Below are 21,739 nucleotides of genomic sequence, written 5' to 3'. Positions count from 1 at the left end.
GCCTTTTCCTTTCCGCGTGGAGCGCCTATCGGTGATGGGGGTCGTGTCCGTATGCTGCGAGACACCGGCCGATAACCCGCATAATTTGGGGATTTTGGTGCGTTTCGACGATCTCATGCAGACAGTGCTGGCGGCGCAGGACCGTAGCGGGCTGGGCGCGGTGACGTTGTGGCGCCAATGTGTCGACCTCCTCGCCCAGCGCGATCGGGCGGAGCGACCGACCATGGCAGCGGAAGAGCGTGGCGCGCTCCTCGACCGCTTGTCCGCCCTGCGGCCGCAACTGACCGAAACGCAGCGAATCGCGACCGTGGTCGAGCTGGGCGGCCGCCTGCGTTCGCCCAGCCTAGTCACCTTCTTCGCCAATGATCGGCCTTCGATCGCCGCCGCCGCCACGGCGCGCGCGCAATTGCCGGAGGCGGCCTGGATCGACCTGCTGCCGCACCTGACGCCGACGGCGCGTGGCGTGCTGCGCGGGCGGCGCGACATCGGTCCGGCGACCCGCCAGGCGCTCGAAGCGTTCGGCGCGCATGATCTGGTGCTGTCCACGGCGCGGCAGGACATGGTCGGCGACAGCGACATGATCCTGACCCCGGAGATGGCGGCGGATTCCGAACGGTCGGCGATCGAGCCGAAGGCGTCTGCGACAATCACGCCGCTGCGTCCGCAGCCGGGCGACGAGGGGCAGATCCGTAACCTAGTCGATCGGATCGCGCGCTTCACCAGCACGCGCAAGCCGCCGGAACCCGCCAACGCCGACACATTCCCCGTCCGGGAGGCGGCACCCCGCGACTTCGCGTTCGAAACCGATGCGGAGGGCATCATCCTGTGGATCGATCAGGGTCCGCGCGCGGCTCTGATTGGACTTACATTGGGCGATGTCGCGCTGGAGGGCGGCAGCGGCCCTGACGCTTATGTCGCCGGTGCTTTCGCGCGCCGCAGCGGCTTCCAGAACGGCCGTTATACGATCGTCGGCGGTGCGATGGCGGGCGAGTGGCGTTTGTCCGCAACCCCGTTTTTCGACACCCGCTCAGGCCGTTTCCAGGGCTATCGCGGACAGGCGCGCCGCCCTTTCCTGCATGAAGTCGCGAGTGAACCCAAGCCGGCCGCCATGGCCATCGCTGGACTGTCGGCCGATTCGCTGCGGCAACTGGTGCATGAACTGCGGACGCCCCTGAACGCGATATTGGGCTTCGCCGAGATCATCGAGCAGGAATTGTTCGGCGCCGCCGGGGTCCAGTATCGCGACATGGCCGGCAAGATCGCCGTCGATGCGCGCCACCTGCTCGCCGCGTTCGACGATCTGGATCTGGCGGCCAGGGTATCGCGCGGCGATGGCGTGACCATGCCCCAATTGATCGATCCCGCGCTGTTGGTGACGCAGGTTGCGACCCGCTTTGCCGACCAGGGGGCGGTCGATATCGACATTGCCGTTGCGCCCGGATTGCCGCAGGTGCGCATCGACCCGGTGCAGGGCGAACGGATGGTGCAGCATCTGCTGCGCACGGCCGTTTCGGTGGCGCCGCCGGCAGAGGCAGTGACTGGCGCTTGCTGGTTCCAGCCGGATGGCGCGGCGGGGCGGGTCGTGTTGGCGGTCGATCGGCCCTCCACCCTGATCGGCATGGATGAAGCGCAATTGCTCGATCCGGGCTATGATGCCAGCGGCGACTGGGTCGATGGCCCGTTGCTGGGCCTGGGCTTTTCGCTGCGGCTGATCCGCGGCCTGGCCGCGACATGCGGTGGTGGGCTGACGATTGAGCCGGGACGGTTGCTGCTGACCATTCCCGCGGTCGCGGTCGTCAGTGATCTGGCGGATCACGCCTGAGGGGCCAAGTCTAACGGGCCAAGCCTGAGGGGGGGGCAGGGAAACCCTATCGCAACGATTGGGCGATAGGGATACGCCATGACTGCTCAATTCCATGATGGCAATCTGCTCCAGCCGCCGCTGGCGCAGGACATGATCGCCCTCGACCCCGCCTTCGGAACTCGGTTCATGCTGTTCGTCGATACCGAGGAAGAGTTTGACTGGGATGCCCCGTTCAACCGCGCCAGCGATCGCGTCACCGCGCTGGCGGGGATGGCCCGTGGCCAGGCCTATTTCGCGGCGGCTGGTGTGAAACCCATCTATGTGACCGATTATCCCGTGATCGACAGCGATGCCGCCGCCACGATGATGGGCCAATGGATCAGCGATGGCGCGGCCGACATCGGCGCCCATCTCCACCCGTGGGTCAATCCGCCGCATGTCGAGGATGTGAACGCCGCCAACAGCTATGTCGGCTTCCTGCCCGAAGCGGTCGAGCGCGCGAAGCTGGAGGCGCTGTGCCAGCGCATCGAAGCGCGGTTCGGCCGCCGCCCCATCGCCTATCGCGCCGGACGCTATGGCGTCGGCCCCAACAGCGCGCGCCTGTTGGAGGAGGCGGGTTTCCGCCTCGACAGTTCGGTACGCAGCCGCTTCGACTATAGCCACCAGCATGGCCCGGATTTCCGTGGCCTAGCGCAGGAACCCAAGATGGCCCAGTCGGCCCGAAGCTGCGATTTTGGCCAGGTTGAAGAACGAACACTGAACGCTTGATTGATTCTACCAGGACCGTTGCTGACCACCGACCTCGTAGATATCGGCTTCCATGGAGCAATTGTAGCTCTCTGCGATGTTGAACATCTCGGAGAGGAGGCTTTGGATTTCCTCATCAAGGGAAATGCCATCCGGATCGGGGTCATAGGCGACGGTCAGTTTGTAATCACAATTGCCGTTTTTTACCATGGCGTAGTCGCGTTCCAGCATCGCCTCAATCCGCTCCCGAGCGGGTTTTCTACCTCTTCCACGCTTGTTGAAGTTCTCGATAATCAGATGCAGGGCGATGCTGGCAGTGGGCGGCTTTTCCGGCAGTTTGGTCTGTGACGGAATAATGTCGAGCGCCCGATAGACGGTCATTCGTGAGACCTTCAGGTCGCGGGCAACGCGGGCCTTGCTGGCGCCGGCGGCAAGGCGACGGCGGATTTCATCGTCATCGACGTTCTTCTTCCGGCCTTTGTAAACGCCTTCGGCGCGCGCCGCTTCGATCCCGGCGCGCTGACGATCCTTGATGAACTTCAGCTCCATATCGGCGACCATGCCGAGTATGGTGATGACCATTCGCCCCATGTCGCCCGCCGTCGTCACCTCTGGCTCAAGGATGCGCAGCGAAGCTCCCTTTTCATCAAGCTCATGCACCAGGTTCAGGACATCGCGCGTGGAGCGGCCGAGCCGGTCGAGCCGCAGCACGACCAGCTCGTCGCCGGTGTGCATAAACTGCATGATCGTTTCCAGTTCCGTGCGCCCGCTCCGCGAGGCCCCCGATCCGGTCTCGGAACGGATAATTTCGCAACCTGCATTCTTGAGGCGGCCAATCTGGATATCCAGATCCTGGTCCGTGGTGCTGACGCGGGCATATCCGATACGAGCCAAGTGCAAAATCCGTCACATTAGGGTGGCTCTTGCAGTGTATCGTCACATTGAGCGCAAACCCACCCTTTTGTGACAGACGAATGGTGTCACTCGGCCCTATCACTCTGGGGTGTACCCAAATGTTATAGGCCGATCAGCCGCCTCACGCTGCAAGCCGTCCAAAATCAATCCGGTCGTTCAGGTCGAGGTCGAAGCGGCCATAAGGGTTCACATGACTGTAGATCAACGGCGTGAGACCACGATAATCTTCCGGCGTCATCCGCCCCGCCCACTTCGGCTCAACCAGTACGGTCTGAAGCATGCGGGTGTTCACATACACCAGCGACGCTTGCAGGAGGTGTAGCGCCAGAACGGAGATTTCCTGCTCATGGATGCGGTTGGTGGCGATCTCGCCGCCCTTGCCGAAGAACACGAAACCATTAGCGCCGTTCCAGTTCTCAACCACATTCAGCCCTTCGTGGATCTCGCGGCGGAATGCCTCCTGACGCAAATACCGGCATAGGAAGATTGTTTTGACCGCGCGGCCGAGTTCACTCAGCGCCTTGTAGGTCGGGTGCATCACTTCGGCTCTGGCAAACCGGAGCAGGATCGCTTCCGGATCGGCGGTGCGCGATTGCATGGCAGCGGCATATTTGACCATTTCGTCATATTGTTGCTCGATCTCGTCCCAGTCGATCGGGCTGGAGAGGATCGGCAGTAAATTGGAAAGCCGCGTGCGCATGCCGGCTTGGGGAAGGGCCAGTTTCTGGCGTGCCACTGCTTTCAGCCGCGGGGCAAGCTCAAATCCAAGGAGTCGGCAGAACGCAAAGCCGACTGCGCTCTGGCCGTGGCTATCGACGTACTGGCGCTGGATTTCCATGTCGGTGCAATGGCGTAGCACGCCTTCGATCATGGAGGCGACCTCCGAGGAAGAGCACCGCTTGAGCTGGGAATAAACGCAGGTCGCGCGCTTCTCCACATGCCAGTAGATCATGACGCCACGGCCGCCATAGCGGGCGTGCCATTCCGTCATCAGGTTGCGGTCCCACGCGCCGAACTTCGTTGAATCGGACGCGCATGCCGTGCCCGCATCTCCCCATACTGCGGCATTGCGGATTGCCAGTGTCGCGTTTGCTACCCGCGCGCACGCCTCCCTCAGCGCTGGCGCGTGGATGAAACGGCGATGGACATGCAGCAATTCCTCGTAACTGACATCGGGTGTTGCGCCAGCGACCCGCTTGAGCCCGGCGTTCGTGCCCAAGCCATAGAGACACAGCAAAAGACGCTGAGCCAAGGCTGCTTTCGACAGGGTAACCCGCGAGGCCGACGTTTCGAAAGCATCCATCAATCCCGTGTCCAGAGCAGCCTCTTTCAACACGTCCAGCAGTCCGGTCATCGGCCAGCGCTGACCGATCTCGCTTTTGATCGAAGCGAGACCCTTCGGTTCGGGCAAGGGCTTGAACGGTGTAATCGATATCCGGTTGTCGCCGCGCCACAGGAGCCGGACCTTGTCGTTTTGTGGAATATTGGCATTGAGGAGCAACAGTTCCCGTTCAAGCTCCTCCCGGATCGAGGCGCAAAACGCCTGCGCATCTGGCGTCAGGCTGAGGCCGGAATAGTACGCATCTCGCCTGATCTCGAAGTCCTTGGGAAGATCGTCATCGGGATTGCGATAGCGATCCGCCCCGACCACCCAGATTTCTTTGGAGCGGATGCGGTCGCGCAGTTGCGTCAGGACGCAAAGCTCATAGCTGATCCGGTTTACCCGCCCATCGTCATCAATGACGGAACTGCGCCATCGCGCTGGAATCACCTCATCGATCGGAACATCCTGCAATGGCACGAAGCGGCATCCGCCATCCACCTTGCTCCTGATCCAGTCGAGGGCCGCCAGGACCGGCCGCCACACCGCGTTGTTCGACCGGAACTCAAGTACGGAAAGCAGGCTTGGCAGCATGCGCCGGTAATGATTGGCCCAGGAACCACGCATCACCTTGTAGATGCGCCGGTCCAGAGCGCCCTTCGCATGGCTCTCCTTGACGATCGCCGCCAGCTTGGCCTTACCGGCGATCGGGAAAATGACATCGCAGATGCGCCCCGATGGTTCATTGATCGAGGCGCTGGCGATCTCGACCAGCAGGCGCTCCTTTCCATAGACCCGCTCGATGTCTTTCGCGATATCGCCCACCACCTTGCGTTTCGAGCGCGTTCCGATCTTGTGAACGGTTTCGATCAGCAGGTCGATCATCGCGTCAGTGAGTTGCGCCTCCCGCGACATTAGATAAATCGCATAAAGGCCGAGCTGTCGCGCCGGCGCATGCCGGCGCATCTCCGAGGCCTTTTCACCGGCAACGCGGCGAACAATCTGATCGACCCATGGCTTGCCCGTAGCCGTCAGGAGATCATGGGGAAGATCAAGTCTCTGGATAAAGGCGAGTTTCTCGGTCACGTCGAGAATGTTGTCGAGCGTTGCCTGTCCGGCGTCACCCTTCATCCTGTTGAATCCGGTCGAGCTGTCCGGATCGGCAAGCGAGGCTTCCAATAACGCCACCGCATCTGACGAAAGCCGATCACTGGCTCCGATCAGCCAGGTGTCCAGATAATCTTGCCGTTGTGAGCGAACGACACGTTCAAGCTCCTTGCGCGACGGCCCATAAATACGCCGGTCCCGGCACCACAGGAAAACATGCTCAAGCATGGCATTGATCGACTGGCCGCCCGGGCACAGCTCGCCAGCAATCCATTCCGTCAATTGCGCGCGATCCACCCGCTTCATGCGGTGATATCCAAGATGGATCAGGATCTCCGCACAATGCCGTCGTGCTGTCCGACTGGAAAAGTCATAACCGGCTATCTCGCCAGCCTCGACACCGAGTTGCTCGGCCAGATACGAGAGGCCATCGGTAGGGATTGAGCCGGGATCGATCGCGAAAAACCCCAGGGAAGCGAAGAATTTCAGCTGCGCGGCGAGGCCAAGGCGCGTCAGGGCCGGCTTCGAATTTACAAAATCAATATCGGCAAAGCTCAGGCTCCATCGTCCGATCAAATCCCCGCCCGGAATACTCCGATCCATCAACCCACTCCCTATGATGGAGCGAACTGTCCTCTTCTATGATTTCCATCGTCAATACCGAATGCCACGTTCCCAAAACGTTCTCCGACTTGGCCAAAATCGCAGCTTGGGGCCGACTGGGCCTATTGGGCCGGGCCGACCCGCTTACTGATCGAACTGCCGCTTTCCACCGCCTTTGCGGGGCTGTTGCGTGGCGGCGGCGAACGCTTGTATCGCGCGGCCCAGGCGATCGGGCCGCTGGCGGGCGCCCTGTCGCGCGCTAGGATGTTCAGCCGTATCCCGCTGACGCCCGAAGGCGTCCCGCTGCAGGAGGCCATAGCCGCGATCGACGCGCTGATGGAAGAGGGCGTGCGAGTGCTGAATTTCAGCTTCCATTCGCCGACACTGGAGCCGGGACATACGCCCTATGTCCGCGATGAAGCCGACCTGGCGGTCTTTTACCGTTGGTGGGGCGGCGTGCTGGCGCATTTGGCGCGGCGCGGCGTCACCGCCGCGAGCATCGATCAACTTATTGCGGCAGTTCCCCCGCGCGGACAGGCTTGCAAAGCGGCGTAATGCCGCTTATCGGCAGCGCAGGTGGGGCCTGTAGCTCAACTGGTTAGAGCTGTCCGCTCATAACGGATAGGTTGCGGGTTCAAGTCCTGCCGGGCCCACCAAATATCAAACTATCTAATAGCGGACATCCTCAAGATCGCGGTAGCTTCAGCCCGTCGAGAAACGCCGCCACCGCTTGCCAGTTTTCGGCCGATCCGTTCGGATTGCGGTCGGCGCGCAATGTGGACGCGCCGTGGACCCCGCCTGTGCGGGGCGTGAACATCTTTTTCTGTCCGCTGGCCAGCGCGTCGAAAATGGGTTGCGACTGTGCCATTTCCTTGGCGTCTTTGCCTTGGGTGATGAAGACCGGCACCGTCACTTTTGCAGCGGCGGCGCGGACATAATTTTTGTCGTCAAAATATTCCCCTGGTGAGAAAGCCAACACCGCCGCGACCAGTGTCGGGTTGTCCGCTGCGATGCGCAGGGCGAGCGATGCGGAATAGCTGCTACCCCAGAGGATCACAGGCTGTCCCTGCAGGCGCGCCCAGTTGAGCGCCGCTTCGAGGTCCGGCAATGCGTCGATAGAGGATCCCGCCGATTGGCCATATTCGTTCACGGTCCGGTTGGGACCGTACAGCTTGCCGCCGGAGCGCTGATCGACGACCAGGGTGCTGTAGCCCAAAGCATTCAGCTTCGGGGCGATGTCGGCATATTCGTAGCTGCTCGATCCCGCCTGATGGAACAGGACGATAGTGGCCCGCCCATGTTCGACAGGGACGTGATCGGCGAAAATCTTTTTTCCATCATTGGTGCCGATGATGACCGTCTCGGCGGCCACGGCCAGCGCGCCTTGGGCCTGGGCGGTTGCATTTTCCGGCGGCGGCGGCGCTTTATCCGCGCAGGATGCAGCGATGAGCGCGATGCCTAATATGCCGAACTTCATCATATCGGCATCTCCGCCCCTATATCGTTAAGACCAATAGTTTGTGTGTCAGGTCATGCTTTTGAGGACCCCGTCCCGACGGATAAAGCCGTGGAACAGGGCGGCGCCGACATGCGCCAGAAAAGTCGCAAACAGAATGAATGCCAGAATCGTGTGCGCAGACCTCAGCATCGCGAACAAGGCCAAATCGCGCGGCGTGATGGGTGGCAGGTCTATCGATCCGAATATCTCAAAAGGATAGCCGCCCGCCGACAGCATGGCCCAGCCGATGATCGGCAAGGCGAACATCAATCCATAGAGCAGGAGGTGGGAAGCCTTGGCCAACATTGTCTGCCAAACCGGCAGGTCTGCCGGAAGGGAAGGGGGCGGATTGAACAGCCGATTGATCAGGCGCAGCGCAACCAGAACAAGGATAAAGATCCCGATGCTGCGGTGGATCGATAATAGCGCATCATAGCGCGGCGACGTCGTGCTGACCATGCCGACGCCGATGAACAGCATGGCCACTATCAACACCGCCATCGTCCAGTGGAGGACGCGGGACAGGAGCGGAAAACGGGTAACGGTCCGGGTCATCGCGCTGCCCCTGCAGATTGGTTCGATAAGGCGCCCGGCCGTTTATGTTCGCCCGCCCGGCGACGGAAGCTCTCGGCATAGACAGCCGACCGGGCGAAAGGAATGGGGTCGTCCGACGGTTCGATCCCCGCAGGAAGGATCAGCGGATCGAAATTCACATCCTGGCAGTTGCCCTTCGTCTCGGCCTCGACATGGTCGATCGTCAGCATGCCCATGTCGACCGTCTTCCTGTCGTCAGGCCAGACTTCAGCGGCGCGATTGGGATCGCCAGGCTCGGCTATGGTGGCGATGAGGCGCCAGCGGATCGGTCCCTTCGCGACGCGCGCCAGCAGATCGTCGAACATATAGTTGGCCGATCGACCTTTACGCATGGCGGGCGATAGCACCGCGAAGGGATCGAGCGCCTGCATCGACCAGCGCACGAGCCGACGCTTGCCGTCAGGCGCCACGAATATGAAACCGTTGATGCTGTTGTAGCTGTCGTTGGCGAAACCCGATGCCATGGGTTTGGCCATCATCCGCGCCTTGAACGCGACCGTTTCGGGATGTTTCGCCAGGAACGCCGCCACCTTTTTCGGATCAAGCTTTCCCGTGGCGGGATCGGGAGCGGAGGCGACGGCGTTCTCATAAAAAGCCTGTGGGGTCGAGACCGCAAGGCCCGGCGTGTCGTTGATCGCCATGCGCCATTCCTGCGCGCCGGCAGGCTGGAGCCGTAACGCCATGCTACGCACGCCGACATCGGGATCTTTGGCATAGGGGTCCGGGCTGCCGACCGCAAAACGCCCTGTGACAGGGACGATGCTGCCCTGGAACACGGCCGCCTTCGACAGGGCGCGTCCTGCGGCGGTGCCCACGAACGATCCGGCTATGCAAATCCCTTTGGCATGCGCGCGACGAAAGCCTGCATGCGCGCCGCCCCCGCTGGTCTCGATTTGATCGGTCATGCGTGCGCCGCTCAGTCGCGCGCTCGTTAGAAATCCGCCAGTATAGAGGAACAGGCCCGTCGTCGCGGCCAGCAGCACGCCAATGCCGATGGCTTGCAACGGTCTTTGCTTCAGCAGGTCGAGAGTGCCTTGGGGCCGTGGCTCGTGGGTTTGTCGCCTATCGTCCGCCAAACACCGTCTCCCGCAAAATCATCACGCATATGTTGCGGTATCGCAACACACTCCTGGCCAGGCTTATATTCCGGCGATGGCCCAGATTGGATTGGAGAATGATCCATGTCCTGCCATCATGCGACGACATAGGAGCCTGTCATATCCTCGCCAGCAACTCGGCCTTCTTGGCGTGATATTCCTCATCGCTCAACAGATTTTTGGCATGAAGATCGGCAAGGCCCTCGATCTTGGCGAAGATCGTACCGTCGCTTGCCTGGGCGGCGTTGGGCGCTCGGCTTGTGGTCGGCAGCGATGATCCCTGCGGCGCAGCCTGCGCCGGTTCGCTGCTGACGACGGACAGATCCGCCAAATGGACCAGCCCGTTCTGGCCCGTCAGCGTGAGCGATCCAACGTCGCCTTGCTGCTGGCCAAAGCCGCTGATCTGATGTCCGGCGGTGTCATAGATCGTGGTTTTGCCGCCCACTTCGATGGCAAGGCGCCGATGTTGCGGGAAAACAGCATAGCGCATGCCGTTTTGCGAACCGGAAGAGGACGGTCGTCCCAGCGATGCGGGCCATGCGCCGTCATCAGGCGACAAGGCTGGTGATGCGAGGAAGGATGACAACTTGCCCTCTGCCTCAGCGCCAATATTTTCGCGTTCAAGCAGAGACGCAACATCCTGGCACATTGAAGCGACCTGCGCCTTGAGCCTGTTATCGAACATATCTCCAACCATCACCATGCCGCCTTGCGACCACTGGCCCATGCCGCCCAAATCAGGATGATTGAACTGCGCCTGTCGGCCGCTACCGCGTGCAATAGCGCCAATCAGTTCGGCAACAGCGCCTACGCTGACGCCGTGGCGCGCTGCGATCGTGGCGGCTGCCGCCTTACCTTCGGGAGAGAGGCTGATGGAAGGCGGGGCACCATGATGCTGCTGTTGGTTCTGCATGATCCAAGGGACGATTGGCGCGCCGATCGGTTCCGCTCCGTCCGATGCGCTGTTTGATAGAGGCGCAACGCGGTCGTCGCAGCCTTACCCGTCAAAAAGCAGGCAGAACTGCGCCCTTATATTTATCCGCCATGAAACGGCGAACGTCTTCGCTGCGGAGGGCCGCGACCAGTTTTTGCACGCGCGGATCCTTGTCGCTGCGCGGTTTGCCGACGACGAAATTGACATAGGGCGACTTGCCATCCTCGATCACCAGCGCATCGCGCACCGGGTTGAGTTTTGCGTCGAGCGCGTAATTGGTATTGATCAGCGCCAGATCGACCTCCCCCAGGGTGCGTGGCAGCGTCGCGGATTCCAGTTCCCGAAAAACGAACTTCTTGGGATTATCGGTCACGTCGCGAACGGTTGACAGCGGGTTGGCCGGATCTTTCAGCTTCAGCAGGCCAGCCTTCTGCAACAGCAGCAGTGCGCGACCGCCGTTGCTGGGTTCATTGGGGATGGCGACCGTCGCGCCAACCGGCAGCTGCGCCAAGCTCTTCCACTTGCGCGAATAGGCGCCCAGCGGCTCGATATGAATGCCGGCAATGGGCGTCAGGTCGGTATTCTGCGCCTTATTGAATTCGGCCAGATAGGGGCCGGTCTGGAAATAATTGACGTCAATCTGGCCCTGGTCGACTTGCAGATTGGGTTGCACATAATCGTTGAATACCCGGATATCGAGCGTCAGGCCCTGCTTCTCCAGCACGGGTTTGACATGCTCCAATATTTCCGCGTGGGGGACGGCCGTCGCCGCGACGCTCAGCCTGTTGGGGTCCGATTTCGCACCGTCATTTTTGCCTCCGCCACAGGCGGCGAGCAGCAGGGCCGGGAGCAGGATGATGAGCGAACGGCGCTTCATAAAGGACTTCCTCAACGATGATCGACCCGGCGCGCGAACCAGTCGCCGGACCATTGGATGCACTGGACAAGCAGGACGAGTAGCACGACCGTCACCAGCATGACGTCGGCCTGAAAGCGTTGATAGCCAAAGCGGATGGCAAGATCACCAAGGCCACCGCCACCCACGACCCCGGCCATGGCGGTAAAGGAGACGAGCGCTATCGCCGTCACGGTCGCGCCGGATATGAGGCCGGGCAGCGCTTCGGGCAGAAGGACGTGACGTATGATCTGTAGCCGGGTCGCGCCCATCGCCTGCGCCGCCTCGATCGTGGCGCGGGGGATGTCGCGCAGCGCGCCTTGCACCAGGCGGGCGTAGAAGGGCGCGGCGCCACCAACCAGCGGCGGTATCGCGCCCGCCACGCCAAGCGACGTCCCCATCAGGCGCAATGTCAGCGGGATCATGACGATCAGCAGGATGACGAACGGGATGGAGCGAAGGACATTGACGATGACGCCGAGCGTTCGGTTGAGGACGACATTCTGGCCAATTTGACCGCGGTCGGTCAGGAACAGCAATATGCCAAGAGGGATGCCCAGCGCGATACTAAGCGCCAGCGATCCGCCCAGCATTACCAGCGTATCGATCGTCGCCTGGCCGATGTCGGGCCACGAGACGTTCTGAAAAAAGCCGTCCATCACCCAACCTCCCCTAGCAGGGCAAGGGTCGCCTGTTCACGCGACCCGGCAAAGACGCTGTCCACCGGCCCGACTTCCACCAGCCTGCCCTGATCCAGCACCGCGACACGATCGCAGATCGCGCGCACAACCGCCATTTCATGGGTGATAAGGACGATCGTCAGCCCCATTTCCCGGTTGAGATCGGCCAGCAGCGCGAGCACCGATCGCGTGGTTTCCGGGTCGAGCGCGCTTGTCGCCTCGTCACACAGCAGTATGTCGGGCCGCGTGGCGAGCGCACGCGCGATGCCGACGCGCTGGCGCTGGCCACCCGACAGCCGCGAAGGATAAACGTCCGCCTTGTCGCTGATGCCTACCCGTGCGAGCAGTTCGGCGACGCGCGCGGCGCGCTCCGCCTTGCCCACGCCCGCCAGTTCCAGCGGCAGCGCGACATTGCCCGCGATGGTGCGGTTGGCCAACAGGCCGAAGGATTGGAAGATCATCCCGATCCGCCGTTGCAGGGCGCGCAGACCGGGACGCGAGAGCGTGGAGAGCGACACGTCGTCGACAATCACCTCGCCGGACGTCGGTCGCTCCAGGCCGTTGATAAGGCGCAGCAGCGTGGATTTGCCCGCACCCGACCGGCCGATGATACCGAAAACCGAGCCTTTGGGGATCGACAGGTCTATGTTGTCGAGCCCTACTGTTCCGTCGGGGAAGCGTTTGGATATGCTACGCAGTTCGATCATGCCGTGCCCATAACCTGATTAGCGAAGCGTTCCATCTCTTCCGCCTGTGGGCTCATCTGGAGCAGCAGCAGATTGAGGCCCGCATCCTCATATGCCGCAATCCGTTCCTTCAATTGTTCGGGCGTGCCGACCAGATTAGGGCGCAGGCCGCGGTTGGACACGGCATATTCCTGTAATTTCAGGTCCCGCTCCAACTGTGTGCCCGACAGCCACTGGTCGAAATTGGCATAGCCAGCCGGTAACTCGCCGACCGTCGTGATCCTTTCCAGTTCGCGTTTCGCTTCCGCCTCGCTATCGCGCACGATGGCGTAGGCCGCCATGCCGAATTGCATCGGCGCGCCGCCTGCCGCCTGTCGTCGCTCGGCCATATCGGCGATTTTGGGGGCGATGGCATCGACCGGATCGCCATGCATCACATAGGCGTCGCACTGACGTGCGATCATTGCCTTGGCCTTGTCACTTTCGCCACCGGCATAAATGGTCGGGCGCTTGGTCGGCTTGGGCGCGCAGATCGCGTTATCCGTGCGATAATAGGCGCCGTCGAAGCTGAACCGCGTCTGCGTCCAAAGACCATCGACCACGGTCAGCCATTCGGCGGTGCGCGCATAGCGATCGTCATGCTCGTCGAATTGCAGCCCATATTGTCGCGCCTCGTCCGCCCACCAGGAGGAGACGACATTGAGGGAAAGCCGGCCGCCGGATATGCGGTCGATGTTGGCGGCCGCCTTGGCGAACAGGGCCGGGTGATGGAAGTTCGGGCGCACCGCGACCATCATCTCCACCCGATCCGTCACCGCGGCGAGCGCCGCCGCGGTCGACCAGGCGTCCAGCGCAGGCTGCTCTATTCCCTTTATGTCGTTGAGGTTGAGTTCCGCGATCAGCGTCAAGTCATAGCCCCAGCGTTCCGCGTCCAGGGTCAGGCGCTTGGCATAGTCCCAGCTTGCGTCCATGCCCTCGTCCGGGACGTTGCGCAGCCAGCCGCCGAACACGGGCATCCAGTAACCATAGCGCATCATCGGGTTTCCGCGATCCAGCCAACCAGCCGATCGACCAGCCTGTCATGCGGGTCCCAGCCCAGCACGTCCAACGGGTTGGCGACGAAGTTGGACAATGCGTTGATGTCGTAGAAACGGGGTATGCCGTCGCGATCGTCGATCATCATCTCAACCCCGCCCAGGTCCAGATGCGCGGCATGCGCGATGGCTTTGGCCGCATCGCGCAATGTCTTGTCCGGTTCGGCCGCCACCATCTGGATCGGTGTTCCTCCGACCTGACATGCGTCGGCCGGACAGAGATCGAACGCCCCTGCGCCGGACACGTCGATGGCATAGAGATAGTCGCGATCGAGGGTTTCGATGCGGGTGATACGGTCGCCCCGCGCGGGGATCACGTCCTGCACCAGCAGCACGCCATCGATGCTGCGTGGCAGGTCAAGATCGGCCAGTGCGGCGCGCAGCGCTTCGCGATCGTCGAAACGCGCGATGCCTGCGCCTGCGCCGCCGATATTGGCCTTTACAAGCAGCGGGAAGCCGATGGAATCGGCGGCATCGATCAGGTCAACGGCGCGATGAACAACCCGCGTGCGCGGCACCGCTAGGCCGAGCGAACTGAGCAGCGAGAGCTGCCGCGCCTTCGACGTGTCGATGGCGAGCGCCAGTGGGCCGTTGATGACTTTCGCGCCCGCCTGCTGCCAATGGTCGAGCAGCGCGAGAGACCAGAAGATAGGATGTTCCGCATCCCGCAGGAAGGCAGACATCGCCACGCGGTTGAGAATGAGCGGGGCGGGCGCCGTTGCCGCAGCGGGATCGAAATTGCCCTGCGTGCCGATCGTGCTGTAGGCGATCCCTCTGCGGTCAAGGGCCGCGAACAGCGGGACGAACCACAGCGGATGTTCGTACAGAATGGCGAGATCGGTCACGAGACGCCTATAACCATGGCGTTGCTGCTATGTGTTGAGGGCATGAATAGGGGCGTCCAGCGTCGTTCAGGATGGCGCGCGACGTTAGCTGGAATTGTCCACCGATCAAGTAGGGATTGGATTTTGGACTCATCGCGCGTCGGCGCATGATGATGGCAAATATGCGGCATAATCGCACTCAGCACATATCGCGCAAGCCGGTCAGACACAATGCATCTCTGCTGGCATTGCAGCGCTTATCCTTGCCTGCGGGATGTCGGGCGCTGACCCAGTTCGTCAAGGGCGTCCGCATTGTTCCGGCCCCAGGCATAAAGCAGCTCGATCGGTTCGACAAAGCGGTCGCCTAGCGGGGTGAGGCGGTATTCGACTGCCGGTGGAACGCTGCCATGCACATGGCGCGAAATCAGCCCGCTGGCCTCCATTTCCCGTAATGTCTGGGTCAGCATCTTCTTGGAAATCCCTGGCAGACTGCGCAGGAGAACGCCTGTTCGCGCTACGCCGCCATGCCGCGCATGAAGCGTATGCAGGATCATGCTGGTCCATTTGGTGGCGAACAACTCTAGCATGCGTCGCGGCGCGCAATCCTCGCGCCAGGATTCTTCGGGTGATCCAGATTGCATGGGTGGTTACCTCAAGGTGCCTATGTCCCAAAAAGGTGCCGTCTAGATGCGCGTTGCGCAAATGCCTAGATGCAACGCCAGAATATGAGGAGTGATAAATGGCCAAGACAGCTCTGGTGGTAGGCGCGAGCGGCATCGTCGGCAGTGCGACCGCCGCACTGCTGGTGAGCAAGGGTTGGACAGTTTATGGCCTTGCAAGACGGCCTGTTGTCCAAGCTGGGGTGCTGCCGGTTGAAGCGGACTTGCTGGATGCGCCCGGCACGGCGCAGGCTTTAAAGACCATCCACCCTGATGCCGTGTTCATCACGACCTGGCTGCGGCAGGACAGCGAAGCCGAAAATATCCGGGTCAACGCGACCATGGTCCGTAACCTGCTCGATGGCCTGCCTTCGCCAGCGACCCCACGCCATGTCGCGCTGGTGACTGGCCTCAAACATTATCTTGGACCGTTCGAAGCCTATGGAAAGGGCGCGCTGCCGCAGACGCCGTTTCGTGAGGATCAGGAACGCCTCGATATCGAAAACTTCTACTATGCGCAGGAGGACGAGCTTTTCGCCGCCGCCGCCCGCGACGGTTTCACCTGGAGCGTCCATCGTCCCCATACGGTGATCGGCAAGGCGGTCGGAAACGCCATGAACATGGGTACGACCCTTGCGGCCTATGCTACGCTATGTCGCGAAACCGGTCGGCCATTTTACTTCCCCGGTTCCGCCACGCAATGGCGTTCGCTCACTGACATGACCGATGCGGGCCAGCTTGCCTCGCATCTTCTCTGGGCGGTGGAGACGCCCGCGGCGCACAATGAAGCGTTCAATGTCGTCAATGGAGACGTCTTTCGCTGGCAATGGATGTGGGGGCGCATCGCCCGATGGTTCGGGCTGGAGCCTGCGCCGTTCGACGGGACTATGCGCCCGCTTGAGGAGCAGATGAAGGATGATGCCGACATCTGGCGCAACATAGCGGTCCGCGAAGGTCTGGCGGAGCCGGATCTTGGCCGACTGGCATCGCCATGGCATAGCGATGCCGACCTAGGCCGCCCGATCGAGGTCGTGACGGACATGTCGAAGAGCCGAAGCCTGGGCTTCACAGATTATCAGGCTACGGACGCCGCGTTCTTCGCACTGTTTGAGCGGCTCCGTAAGGATCGGTTGATCCCCTGACATGCGCTCCACCTGCAAGCGCCTTCGCCGGCGCAACAGTTTACGGTCGGTTGTGGCGGACACACTGAGTTTGCCGCGCCAAATCCGTCATCCTCTCAATGGACCTCCCTGGGCTTAGGGAGGGGGCGCCTGTCCGCAGACCAACTTCTTGCCAGCGCAATCATCTTCGTGGGCACAGTCCGGGGTGTGGAGCGCACAATAGCCTAACCCACTTTTCCACCACTCCGATGATGCTGACCTTCTCGATCATATCGAAAAGGAATCGCGGCTGTTGCTTAAAAAATCGGGACCGGCGGCATCATCACGCCACCCATTGGACGACCTTCTGGTTGAGTTCGCCAAACAGGTTTTCGCTCTCTCCCGCCTGCATCCGCACTTGATCGCCAAAGCGCAAAAAGGGCGTTAGGGCGTGGCCATGTTCGATCATTTCGATCGCACGCCGTTCGGAAATGCAGGTCGATCCTACACGCTTGAAATCGGCGTCGGATACCGTTCCAGAACCTATGATCGTGCCAGCGCAAAGGGCGCGCGTGCGGGCTGCATGCGCGATCAGTTCGTGAAAACCATAGCCCATGGCGTCTCCCGAAGGATGACCAAACCACGCGCCGTTCACCTCTACCCGCAGGGGCAGGCAAACGCGGCCGTCCCGCCAAGAGTCGCCCAGTTCATCGGGAGTGATCGCGATCGGCGCCGCGCTACAGGCTGGCTTGGCCTGAATCCAGCCGAACCCCGTCTTCATTTCCGCGGGCGCGACGGCGCGGAGCGACCAGTCGTTGATGAGCAGAATGAGACGAATATGACCCATTGCGTCCTGCGCTGAACATCCCATCGGCACATCGTCCGTGACGATGCCGAATTCCCCTTCGAAATCGATGCAGTCCGCTTCGGTCGGGAGCGCGACATCTTCCAGCGGGGCCAGAAAGCGATGGCTCATACCCTGATACATCAGGGGAAGATCGGTTTCGATGGGGGGATGATCGAACGCTTTCTGCATCAGGACGCCGTGGTTCGCGAAAGCCGACCCGTCCAGCCACTGCCAGGTGCGCGGCAGCGGGGCCAGGAGCGCGGCGTGATCGACATTGTCGCCCGTGCCCGACTCCAGCTTGGTCGATACAGCCGCCGCGTCGTCCAGCAGCGCGTCCCATTCAGTGATCGCGTGCAGCAGATTAGGCCACCGCGCGCCTAGCGGCAGGCAGCGCGCTCCATCCCGCGAAATGAGGATCAATTCTCCATCAGTCGTGCCGTTGGCGCGCGTCGCAAAACGCATCGGTTCGTTCCTTTCTCAATCAATCTGGACATATCCGTGCAGATGCACGGGTCAGCGCTTCAGATTGTCGTCAAATGCGCCGTCGATCAGGACGAACACGATCCGGCAATTGTGGTCCGATCGATTGGACCAGCCATGATTGGTGCCGCGCTGGATGACGATGTCGCCGGCACGGACCGTAGTTTCCCCCTCGTCCATGATGAGCACCAACTCGCCCTCCACAACGATGCCGTAGTCGATCGTTTCGGTGCGGTGCATCAGCGCGTGGCGCGATCCTTCGCCATCATGGACGGAGGCGTCATGCGCGCCCACTTCGGCGAAATGGGCGCGGGCTTCTTCCGGCGACATCGTGCGGATGCCGTCGCCTTCGGGCGGGATGTCGAGCACGCGGATGCGGGTGCCGTTCCTGGGCGGCGCGAGGATGATGCCCTGTTCCACCGGTTCGCCCGACGCCCCGTCGATCGGGGCGGGGGTAGCCTGCGTGTTCCAGACTTCGTGGAACATCGGGCCGATGTCCCCGCCGATGCGCTGGGTGCGTTGGACCGGGCCGTCTTCCTGGATGATGGCGCGGCCAGCGTTGTCATGACCGGTGACGATGCGGCGAACGGGTTGAATTTCCATGAGCATATGTCCTAAACCAATCTGTCTTCCGCAGCGATCAAGCGGTCTTGCCGCCCAGCGTATCGGCGAACCAATCGGCGATATAGTCGCAGCCGTAGGACATATTATCCGCACCGACATGTTCGACGCCGCCTTCGCGCTCGGTGAACAGCTTGAGCGCGCGCCGGGGGCTGTTGAGCAGCTGATCGTAGCAGTCATGGGCATAATCGACGCTGATCTGCCGGTCCTTCGCGCCATGAGTGACCAGGAAGGGCACCTTGATCCCGTCCATATGACCGTTGAGGTTCATGTCCGCCGCCTTAGCCAGGAAGTCGTCCATGTCGCTCGCGCCGAAAGCCCACATGACATGCGCCCAATAATGGGGGACGGGGTTCTCGCCTTCGCGCTTCATCCGCTTTTGCTGCACTTCCGCCCAATTATGGTTGGCGCCCCAGACCGCGCCGGATGCGAAGCGCGGTTCATAGGCGACGGCACGCGGCGCGAAATGACCGCCGAGCGAAATACCGGTCATGCCGATCCGCTTGGGATCGACGTCGCTCTGCTGCTCCAGCCAGTCCACCGCCTTGCTCGCCCAGTTTTCGCTGTGCGGATCGACGGGCAGGTTTTGAAGGCGCAGGGCTTCGCCCGATCCGGGCTGATCGACGCACAGCGTCGAAATACCGCGCCGCGCGAGCACTTGCGGCAGGCGCGACCAGTAGAGCAGTTCCTTGCAGCTATCGAGACCGTTGCAATAGACGACGACCGGATGCGGGCCATCGCCCGGCGCACTTGTGTAGAGCGCGGGCATGGTGCCGGTGCTGAGCGGGATTTCCACGCGCCGACGGTTGATCCGGCCCAGAGCGGTCGACCGGTCGAACATATCGCGCGCCTTGGCATAGGTCGCCTCTCGCCCTGGATGGCCATGGCCCTGCATCCGTTCGGCGTTGAACAGGTAGAGCGACGCGCGCTCCAGCTTGTCGGAAGCGGAGAAGCCGCGACCCTGCGCCTCATCCTCCGCCGCCAGGTCGATCAGCTTGTCGGCCATCGCGACCCACTGCGCCATGAACAGGGGCGTGCCCGCATCCGCACCGTTGGCGGCGGCGTCCTTGATCGGCTGGCACATATCGACGATTTCGCCGATGCGCCCGCCGCTCTCCATCGCGATCGCGACGGACAGGTTCCAGATATAGTTGGGGAAATATTCGAACAAAGCCATCGATCAGACCTCCACTGCCTGGAACAGCCCCTTGTCGGGCGCGGCATGCGGCATGGTTTGCGGACCTCCGACGCCGATGCCCCACTGGTCCATGATGCCGGGGGCGGGGGCGTGAACCTGAGACTGGTGGGTTTCGAAGTCCACATCCTCCAGTTCTGAGCTATATTCGACCGCAAAGCCCGCAGGCGTGGTGAAATAGCTGAACGTGTTGTTGCCAGCGGTGTGACGGCCCGGACCCCAGCGAATGTCGGTGCCCTTCAGCCGCAGCCGGTTGACGCCTACCATCATGTCATCGATGGTCAGCATGTCATATGCGACATGGTTGAGGCAGGGCGGTCCGGGCAGGAAGGCGATGCGGTGATGCGCGGCGTTGCAGCGCAGGAAGCACATGAAGTCGCCCAGCCAGTCGCTGACCTTGAAGCCCAGTACATCGCAGAACCATGTGACCATCGCCTTGTGATCGGGCGAGTGCAGGACGATGTGGCTGATCTTCTGCGGGACGCCTTCCCAGCGGGCCAACTCGCGTGCGGTGCGGCGGGCCACGTCGCTCGACACTTCGAAGGTCAGGCCGTCGGGCGAAAAAAAGCGGAAGCCATAGCCGCCGCCCAGCGAGTCCAGATCCTTGGGCGCGAAGATGATGCGGCAGCCCGACGCAACGACCTTGTCATGCAGGGCATCGACATCGGCGCGGCTGTCGGCGGCCAGCGCAATCACGTCGATGCGTTGTTCTTCGGCTTGACGCAGCCGCACGACATGATGCTCATGCCCGCCATCGGCGGCGAAATAGACCATGCCGTCCTTTTCGCCCGCTTCGACCAGCTTCCACTGGTCGGCATAGAAGGCGCGCTCGGCCTCCAGATCGGGTAGGGCGTAGCCCACATAACGAATTTCTGTAACGCGGCTCATATCGGCTTCCTTCAGATCGGCTGGGAGACCATCGCGAACATGTCCGCGGTAGCTTTATGATTGTCGATGGGCGCGCCCTTACCGAGCTGGCCCATGCAGATTTCGAGCGATTTTTCCACGATGTAGCGGCACCGGTCGTGGCGGCGGTCGCGATAGGCGGTCAGCGCGCTGTCCAGATCGTCATGGCGGGCCAGTTCTTCCGCCAGCACGATGCTGTCCTCGATTGCCATGCCCGCGCCCTGGCCCAGATGGGGGGTGGTGGCGTGGACGGCATCACCCAGCAGGACGACACGGCCCTTATGCCAGGGACCGTCCAGCATGAACGCTTCCAGGGGACGATAAACCACACCGTCGTCGTCCGTGATATGGTCGCCCAGCGCCTGAATTGCGGGCGAGCAGCGGGCGATCTTGGCGCGCATCGTTGCAGCAAGACCTTCGCGCGGATAACGCGGATTGTCCGGTTCTGCGGTAGTCACGAACATATACATCAGCTCTGGCGAAATCGGCACCAGCCCGACGCCGGTGGGACCATTATAGGCCTGAAGCGAGTCCATGCCCTCGGTCCGGGGCAGGTTGTAGCGCCATACGGCCTGCCCCGTATAATGTGGTGAGGGTGCGTCGGGGAACAGCAGCGCGCGGGTCTGCGAATAAACCCCGTCCGCGCCCACGACCAGATCGAAACTCTCCTGCGTGCCGTCGGAAAATTGCACCGCTACATGATCGCCCGCATCATGGATGGCGGTCGCAGTGACGCCCAGCCGCACCTTGGCGCCCGATGCGATCGTGCGATCGCCCAATACCTTGTGCAGGGCAGGGCGGCCGACGCCCAGATTGGCGGGATAGCCATCGACCAGACGCGGGGAGGGGACGCGCGCGACCTTCGTGCCATCGGGTGCGAACACTTCGACCGTGTCGAACCCTGCGCCTGCGGCGACATATTCGTCCAGCAGGTCCAGATGATCCATGGCGCGCAGCACGTTGGACTGCTGGATGATCCCGACCCCATAGACCGACCAGTCGGGATCACGCTCGATAACGGTGACGTCGAACCCTTTTCGACGCAGTGCGATGGCGGAGGTGAGGCCACCTATGCCACCGCCAATGATGAGGATGTTGCTATTGTCCATGGTTGGTTCGGGGCCTCATGAGA

20 protein-coding genes, 1 tRNA gene and 2 pseudogenes are annotated in these 21,739 nt (G+C 62.0%); 6 read left to right on the top strand and 17 right to left on the bottom strand.

Going from position 1 to position 21,739, the window contains the following annotated elements; all coding sequences use genetic code 11:
• Nucleotides 1-97: 97 nt before the first annotated feature.
• A complete protein-coding gene (locus tag CEQ44_RS14790; protein WP_254914374.1) occupies nt 98-1,822 on the top strand; it encodes a HAMP domain-containing sensor histidine kinase in 1,725 nt (574 codons plus the stop codon).
• Nucleotides 1,823-1,900: 78 nt separating this feature from the next.
• Nucleotides 1,901-2,530, top strand: a pseudogene (locus CEQ44_RS14785) (WalW protein); the annotation flags it as partial.
• Nucleotides 2,531-2,578: 48 nt separating this feature from the next.
• Here the strand turns inward: CEQ44_RS14785 and CEQ44_RS14780 are convergent.
• Both CEQ44_RS14780 and CEQ44_RS14775 read right to left on the bottom strand, forming a co-directional pair.
• On the bottom strand, nt 2,579-3,445 hold the full coding sequence (locus CEQ44_RS14780) for a recombinase family protein (RefSeq protein ID WP_006953933.1): 867 nt from the start codon (nt 3,443-3,445) through the stop codon (nt 2,579-2,581).
• Between the two features lie 142 nt (nt 3,446-3,587).
• Nucleotides 3,588-6,497, bottom strand: coding sequence for a Tn3 family transposase (locus CEQ44_RS14775; protein ID WP_021224283.1), 2,910 nt, complete (start codon nt 6,495-6,497; stop codon nt 3,588-3,590).
• Nucleotides 6,498-6,620: 123 nt separating this feature from the next.
• Here CEQ44_RS14775 and CEQ44_RS14770 point away from each other — a divergent pair.
• Nucleotides 6,621-7,052 (top strand): annotated as a pseudogene (locus CEQ44_RS14770) (WalW protein); the annotation flags it as partial.
• 24 nt (nt 7,053-7,076) lie between these two features.
• Nucleotides 7,077-7,153: transfer RNA gene (locus tag CEQ44_RS14765), tRNA-Ile, on the top strand.
• A 29-nt stretch (nt 7,154-7,182) separates the two neighbouring features.
• On the opposite strand, the gene CEQ44_RS14760 is transcribed toward CEQ44_RS14765, so the two are convergent.
• From CEQ44_RS14760 to CEQ44_RS14745, 4 genes are all read right to left on the bottom strand, one after another.
• Nucleotides 7,183-7,977, bottom strand: coding sequence for an alpha/beta hydrolase (locus CEQ44_RS14760; protein WP_254913696.1), 795 nt, complete (start codon nt 7,975-7,977; stop codon nt 7,183-7,185).
• A 45-nt stretch (nt 7,978-8,022) separates the two neighbouring features.
• Complete coding sequence (locus CEQ44_RS14755) at nt 8,023-8,550, bottom strand: cytochrome b (RefSeq protein WP_088183907.1); 528 nt, start codon at nt 8,548-8,550, stop codon at nt 8,023-8,025.
• Complete coding sequence (locus tag CEQ44_RS14750; protein ID WP_088183908.1) at nt 8,547-9,593, bottom strand: catalase family peroxidase; 1,047 nt, start codon at nt 9,591-9,593, stop codon at nt 8,547-8,549. The genes CEQ44_RS14755 and CEQ44_RS14750 overlap by 4 nt, the downstream gene beginning before the upstream one ends.
• A 211-nt stretch (nt 9,594-9,804) precedes the next feature.
• Nucleotides 9,805-10,413 carry an SHOCT domain-containing protein gene (locus CEQ44_RS14745; RefSeq protein ID WP_217895009.1) on the bottom strand — a complete coding sequence of 203 codons (609 nt, stop codon included), beginning with the start codon at nt 10,411-10,413 and terminating at the stop codon, nt 9,805-9,807.
• A gap of 15 nt (nt 10,414-10,428) precedes the next feature.
• On the opposite strand from CEQ44_RS14745, the gene CEQ44_RS24735 reads away from it, so the two are divergent.
• A complete protein-coding gene (locus CEQ44_RS24735) occupies nt 10,429-10,656 on the top strand; it encodes a hypothetical protein (RefSeq protein ID WP_217895010.1) in 228 nt (75 codons plus the stop codon).
• 34 nt (nt 10,657-10,690) lie between these two features.
• On the opposite strand, the gene CEQ44_RS14740 is transcribed toward CEQ44_RS24735, so the two are convergent.
• The 6 genes from CEQ44_RS14740 to CEQ44_RS14715 form a co-directional block, all read right to left on the bottom strand.
• Entirely contained in the window at nt 10,691-11,497 is an 807-nt protein-coding gene (locus tag CEQ44_RS14740; protein WP_088183909.1) for a MetQ/NlpA family ABC transporter substrate-binding protein, read from the bottom strand.
• A gap of 11 nt (nt 11,498-11,508) precedes the next feature.
• The gene (locus CEQ44_RS14735; protein WP_088183910.1) at nt 11,509-12,174 is read right to left on the bottom strand and encodes a methionine ABC transporter permease; all 666 of its coding nucleotides are present in this window, start codon (nt 12,172-12,174) and stop codon (nt 11,509-11,511) included.
• Nucleotides 12,174-12,902 carry a methionine ABC transporter ATP-binding protein gene (locus CEQ44_RS14730; protein ID WP_088183911.1) on the bottom strand — a complete coding sequence of 243 codons (729 nt, stop codon included), beginning with the start codon at nt 12,900-12,902 and terminating at the stop codon, nt 12,174-12,176. Before CEQ44_RS14730 ends, CEQ44_RS14735 begins: the two co-directional genes overlap by 1 nt.
• Nucleotides 12,899-13,918: an LLM class flavin-dependent oxidoreductase gene (locus CEQ44_RS14725; protein ID WP_254913697.1), complete on the bottom strand. Its 1,020-nt coding sequence runs from the start codon at nt 13,916-13,918 to the stop codon at nt 12,899-12,901. The genes CEQ44_RS14730 and CEQ44_RS14725 overlap by 4 nt, the downstream gene beginning before the upstream one ends.
• Nucleotides 13,915-14,820 carry a RimK family alpha-L-glutamate ligase gene (locus CEQ44_RS14720; protein WP_088183912.1) on the bottom strand — a complete coding sequence of 302 codons (906 nt, stop codon included), beginning with the start codon at nt 14,818-14,820 and terminating at the stop codon, nt 13,915-13,917. The genes CEQ44_RS14725 and CEQ44_RS14720 overlap by 4 nt, the downstream gene beginning before the upstream one ends.
• A gap of 236 nt (nt 14,821-15,056) precedes the next feature.
• On the bottom strand, nt 15,057-15,440 hold the full coding sequence (locus CEQ44_RS14715) for a helix-turn-helix domain-containing protein (protein WP_088183913.1): 384 nt from the start codon (nt 15,438-15,440) through the stop codon (nt 15,057-15,059).
• A 98-nt stretch (nt 15,441-15,538) separates the two neighbouring features.
• Here CEQ44_RS14715 and CEQ44_RS14710 point away from each other — a divergent pair, with 98 nt between their 5' ends.
• Nucleotides 15,539-16,600 (top strand): SDR family oxidoreductase, encoded by a 1,062-nt coding sequence (locus tag CEQ44_RS14710; RefSeq protein WP_088183914.1) that lies wholly within the window; start codon nt 15,539-15,541, stop codon nt 16,598-16,600.
• A gap of 301 nt (nt 16,601-16,901) precedes the next feature.
• On the opposite strand, the gene CEQ44_RS14705 is transcribed toward CEQ44_RS14710, so the two are convergent.
• From CEQ44_RS14705 to CEQ44_RS14685, 5 genes are read right to left on the bottom strand one after another with little or no spacing between them, the layout of a single operon-like run.
• Entirely contained in the window at nt 16,902-17,867 is a 966-nt protein-coding gene (locus tag CEQ44_RS14705; protein ID WP_088183915.1) for a fumarylacetoacetate hydrolase family protein, read from the bottom strand.
• 51 nt (nt 17,868-17,918) lie between these two features.
• Entirely contained in the window at nt 17,919-18,488 is a 570-nt protein-coding gene (locus tag CEQ44_RS14700; protein ID WP_088184103.1) for a cupin domain-containing protein, read from the bottom strand.
• A gap of 37 nt (nt 18,489-18,525) precedes the next feature.
• The gene (locus CEQ44_RS14695) at nt 18,526-19,683 is read right to left on the bottom strand and encodes a S9 family peptidase (RefSeq protein ID WP_088183916.1); all 1,158 of its coding nucleotides are present in this window, start codon (nt 19,681-19,683) and stop codon (nt 18,526-18,528) included.
• Between the two features lie 3 nt (nt 19,684-19,686).
• Nucleotides 19,687-20,589 carry a VOC family protein gene (locus CEQ44_RS14690; protein ID WP_088183917.1) on the bottom strand — a complete coding sequence of 301 codons (903 nt, stop codon included), beginning with the start codon at nt 20,587-20,589 and terminating at the stop codon, nt 19,687-19,689.
• Nucleotides 20,590-20,600: 11 nt separating this feature from the next.
• Nucleotides 20,601-21,716 (bottom strand): FAD-dependent oxidoreductase, encoded by a 1,116-nt coding sequence (locus CEQ44_RS14685; protein ID WP_088183918.1) that lies wholly within the window; start codon nt 21,714-21,716, stop codon nt 20,601-20,603.
• Nucleotides 21,717-21,739: the final 23 nt, after the last annotated feature.

It is taken from the genome of Sphingobium sp. Z007, assembly GCF_900013425.1.
In the GTDB taxonomy this organism is placed as follows: domain Bacteria; phylum Pseudomonadota; class Alphaproteobacteria; order Sphingomonadales; family Sphingomonadaceae; genus Sphingobium.
This window is presented reverse-complemented; position numbering and strand designations above follow the sequence as displayed.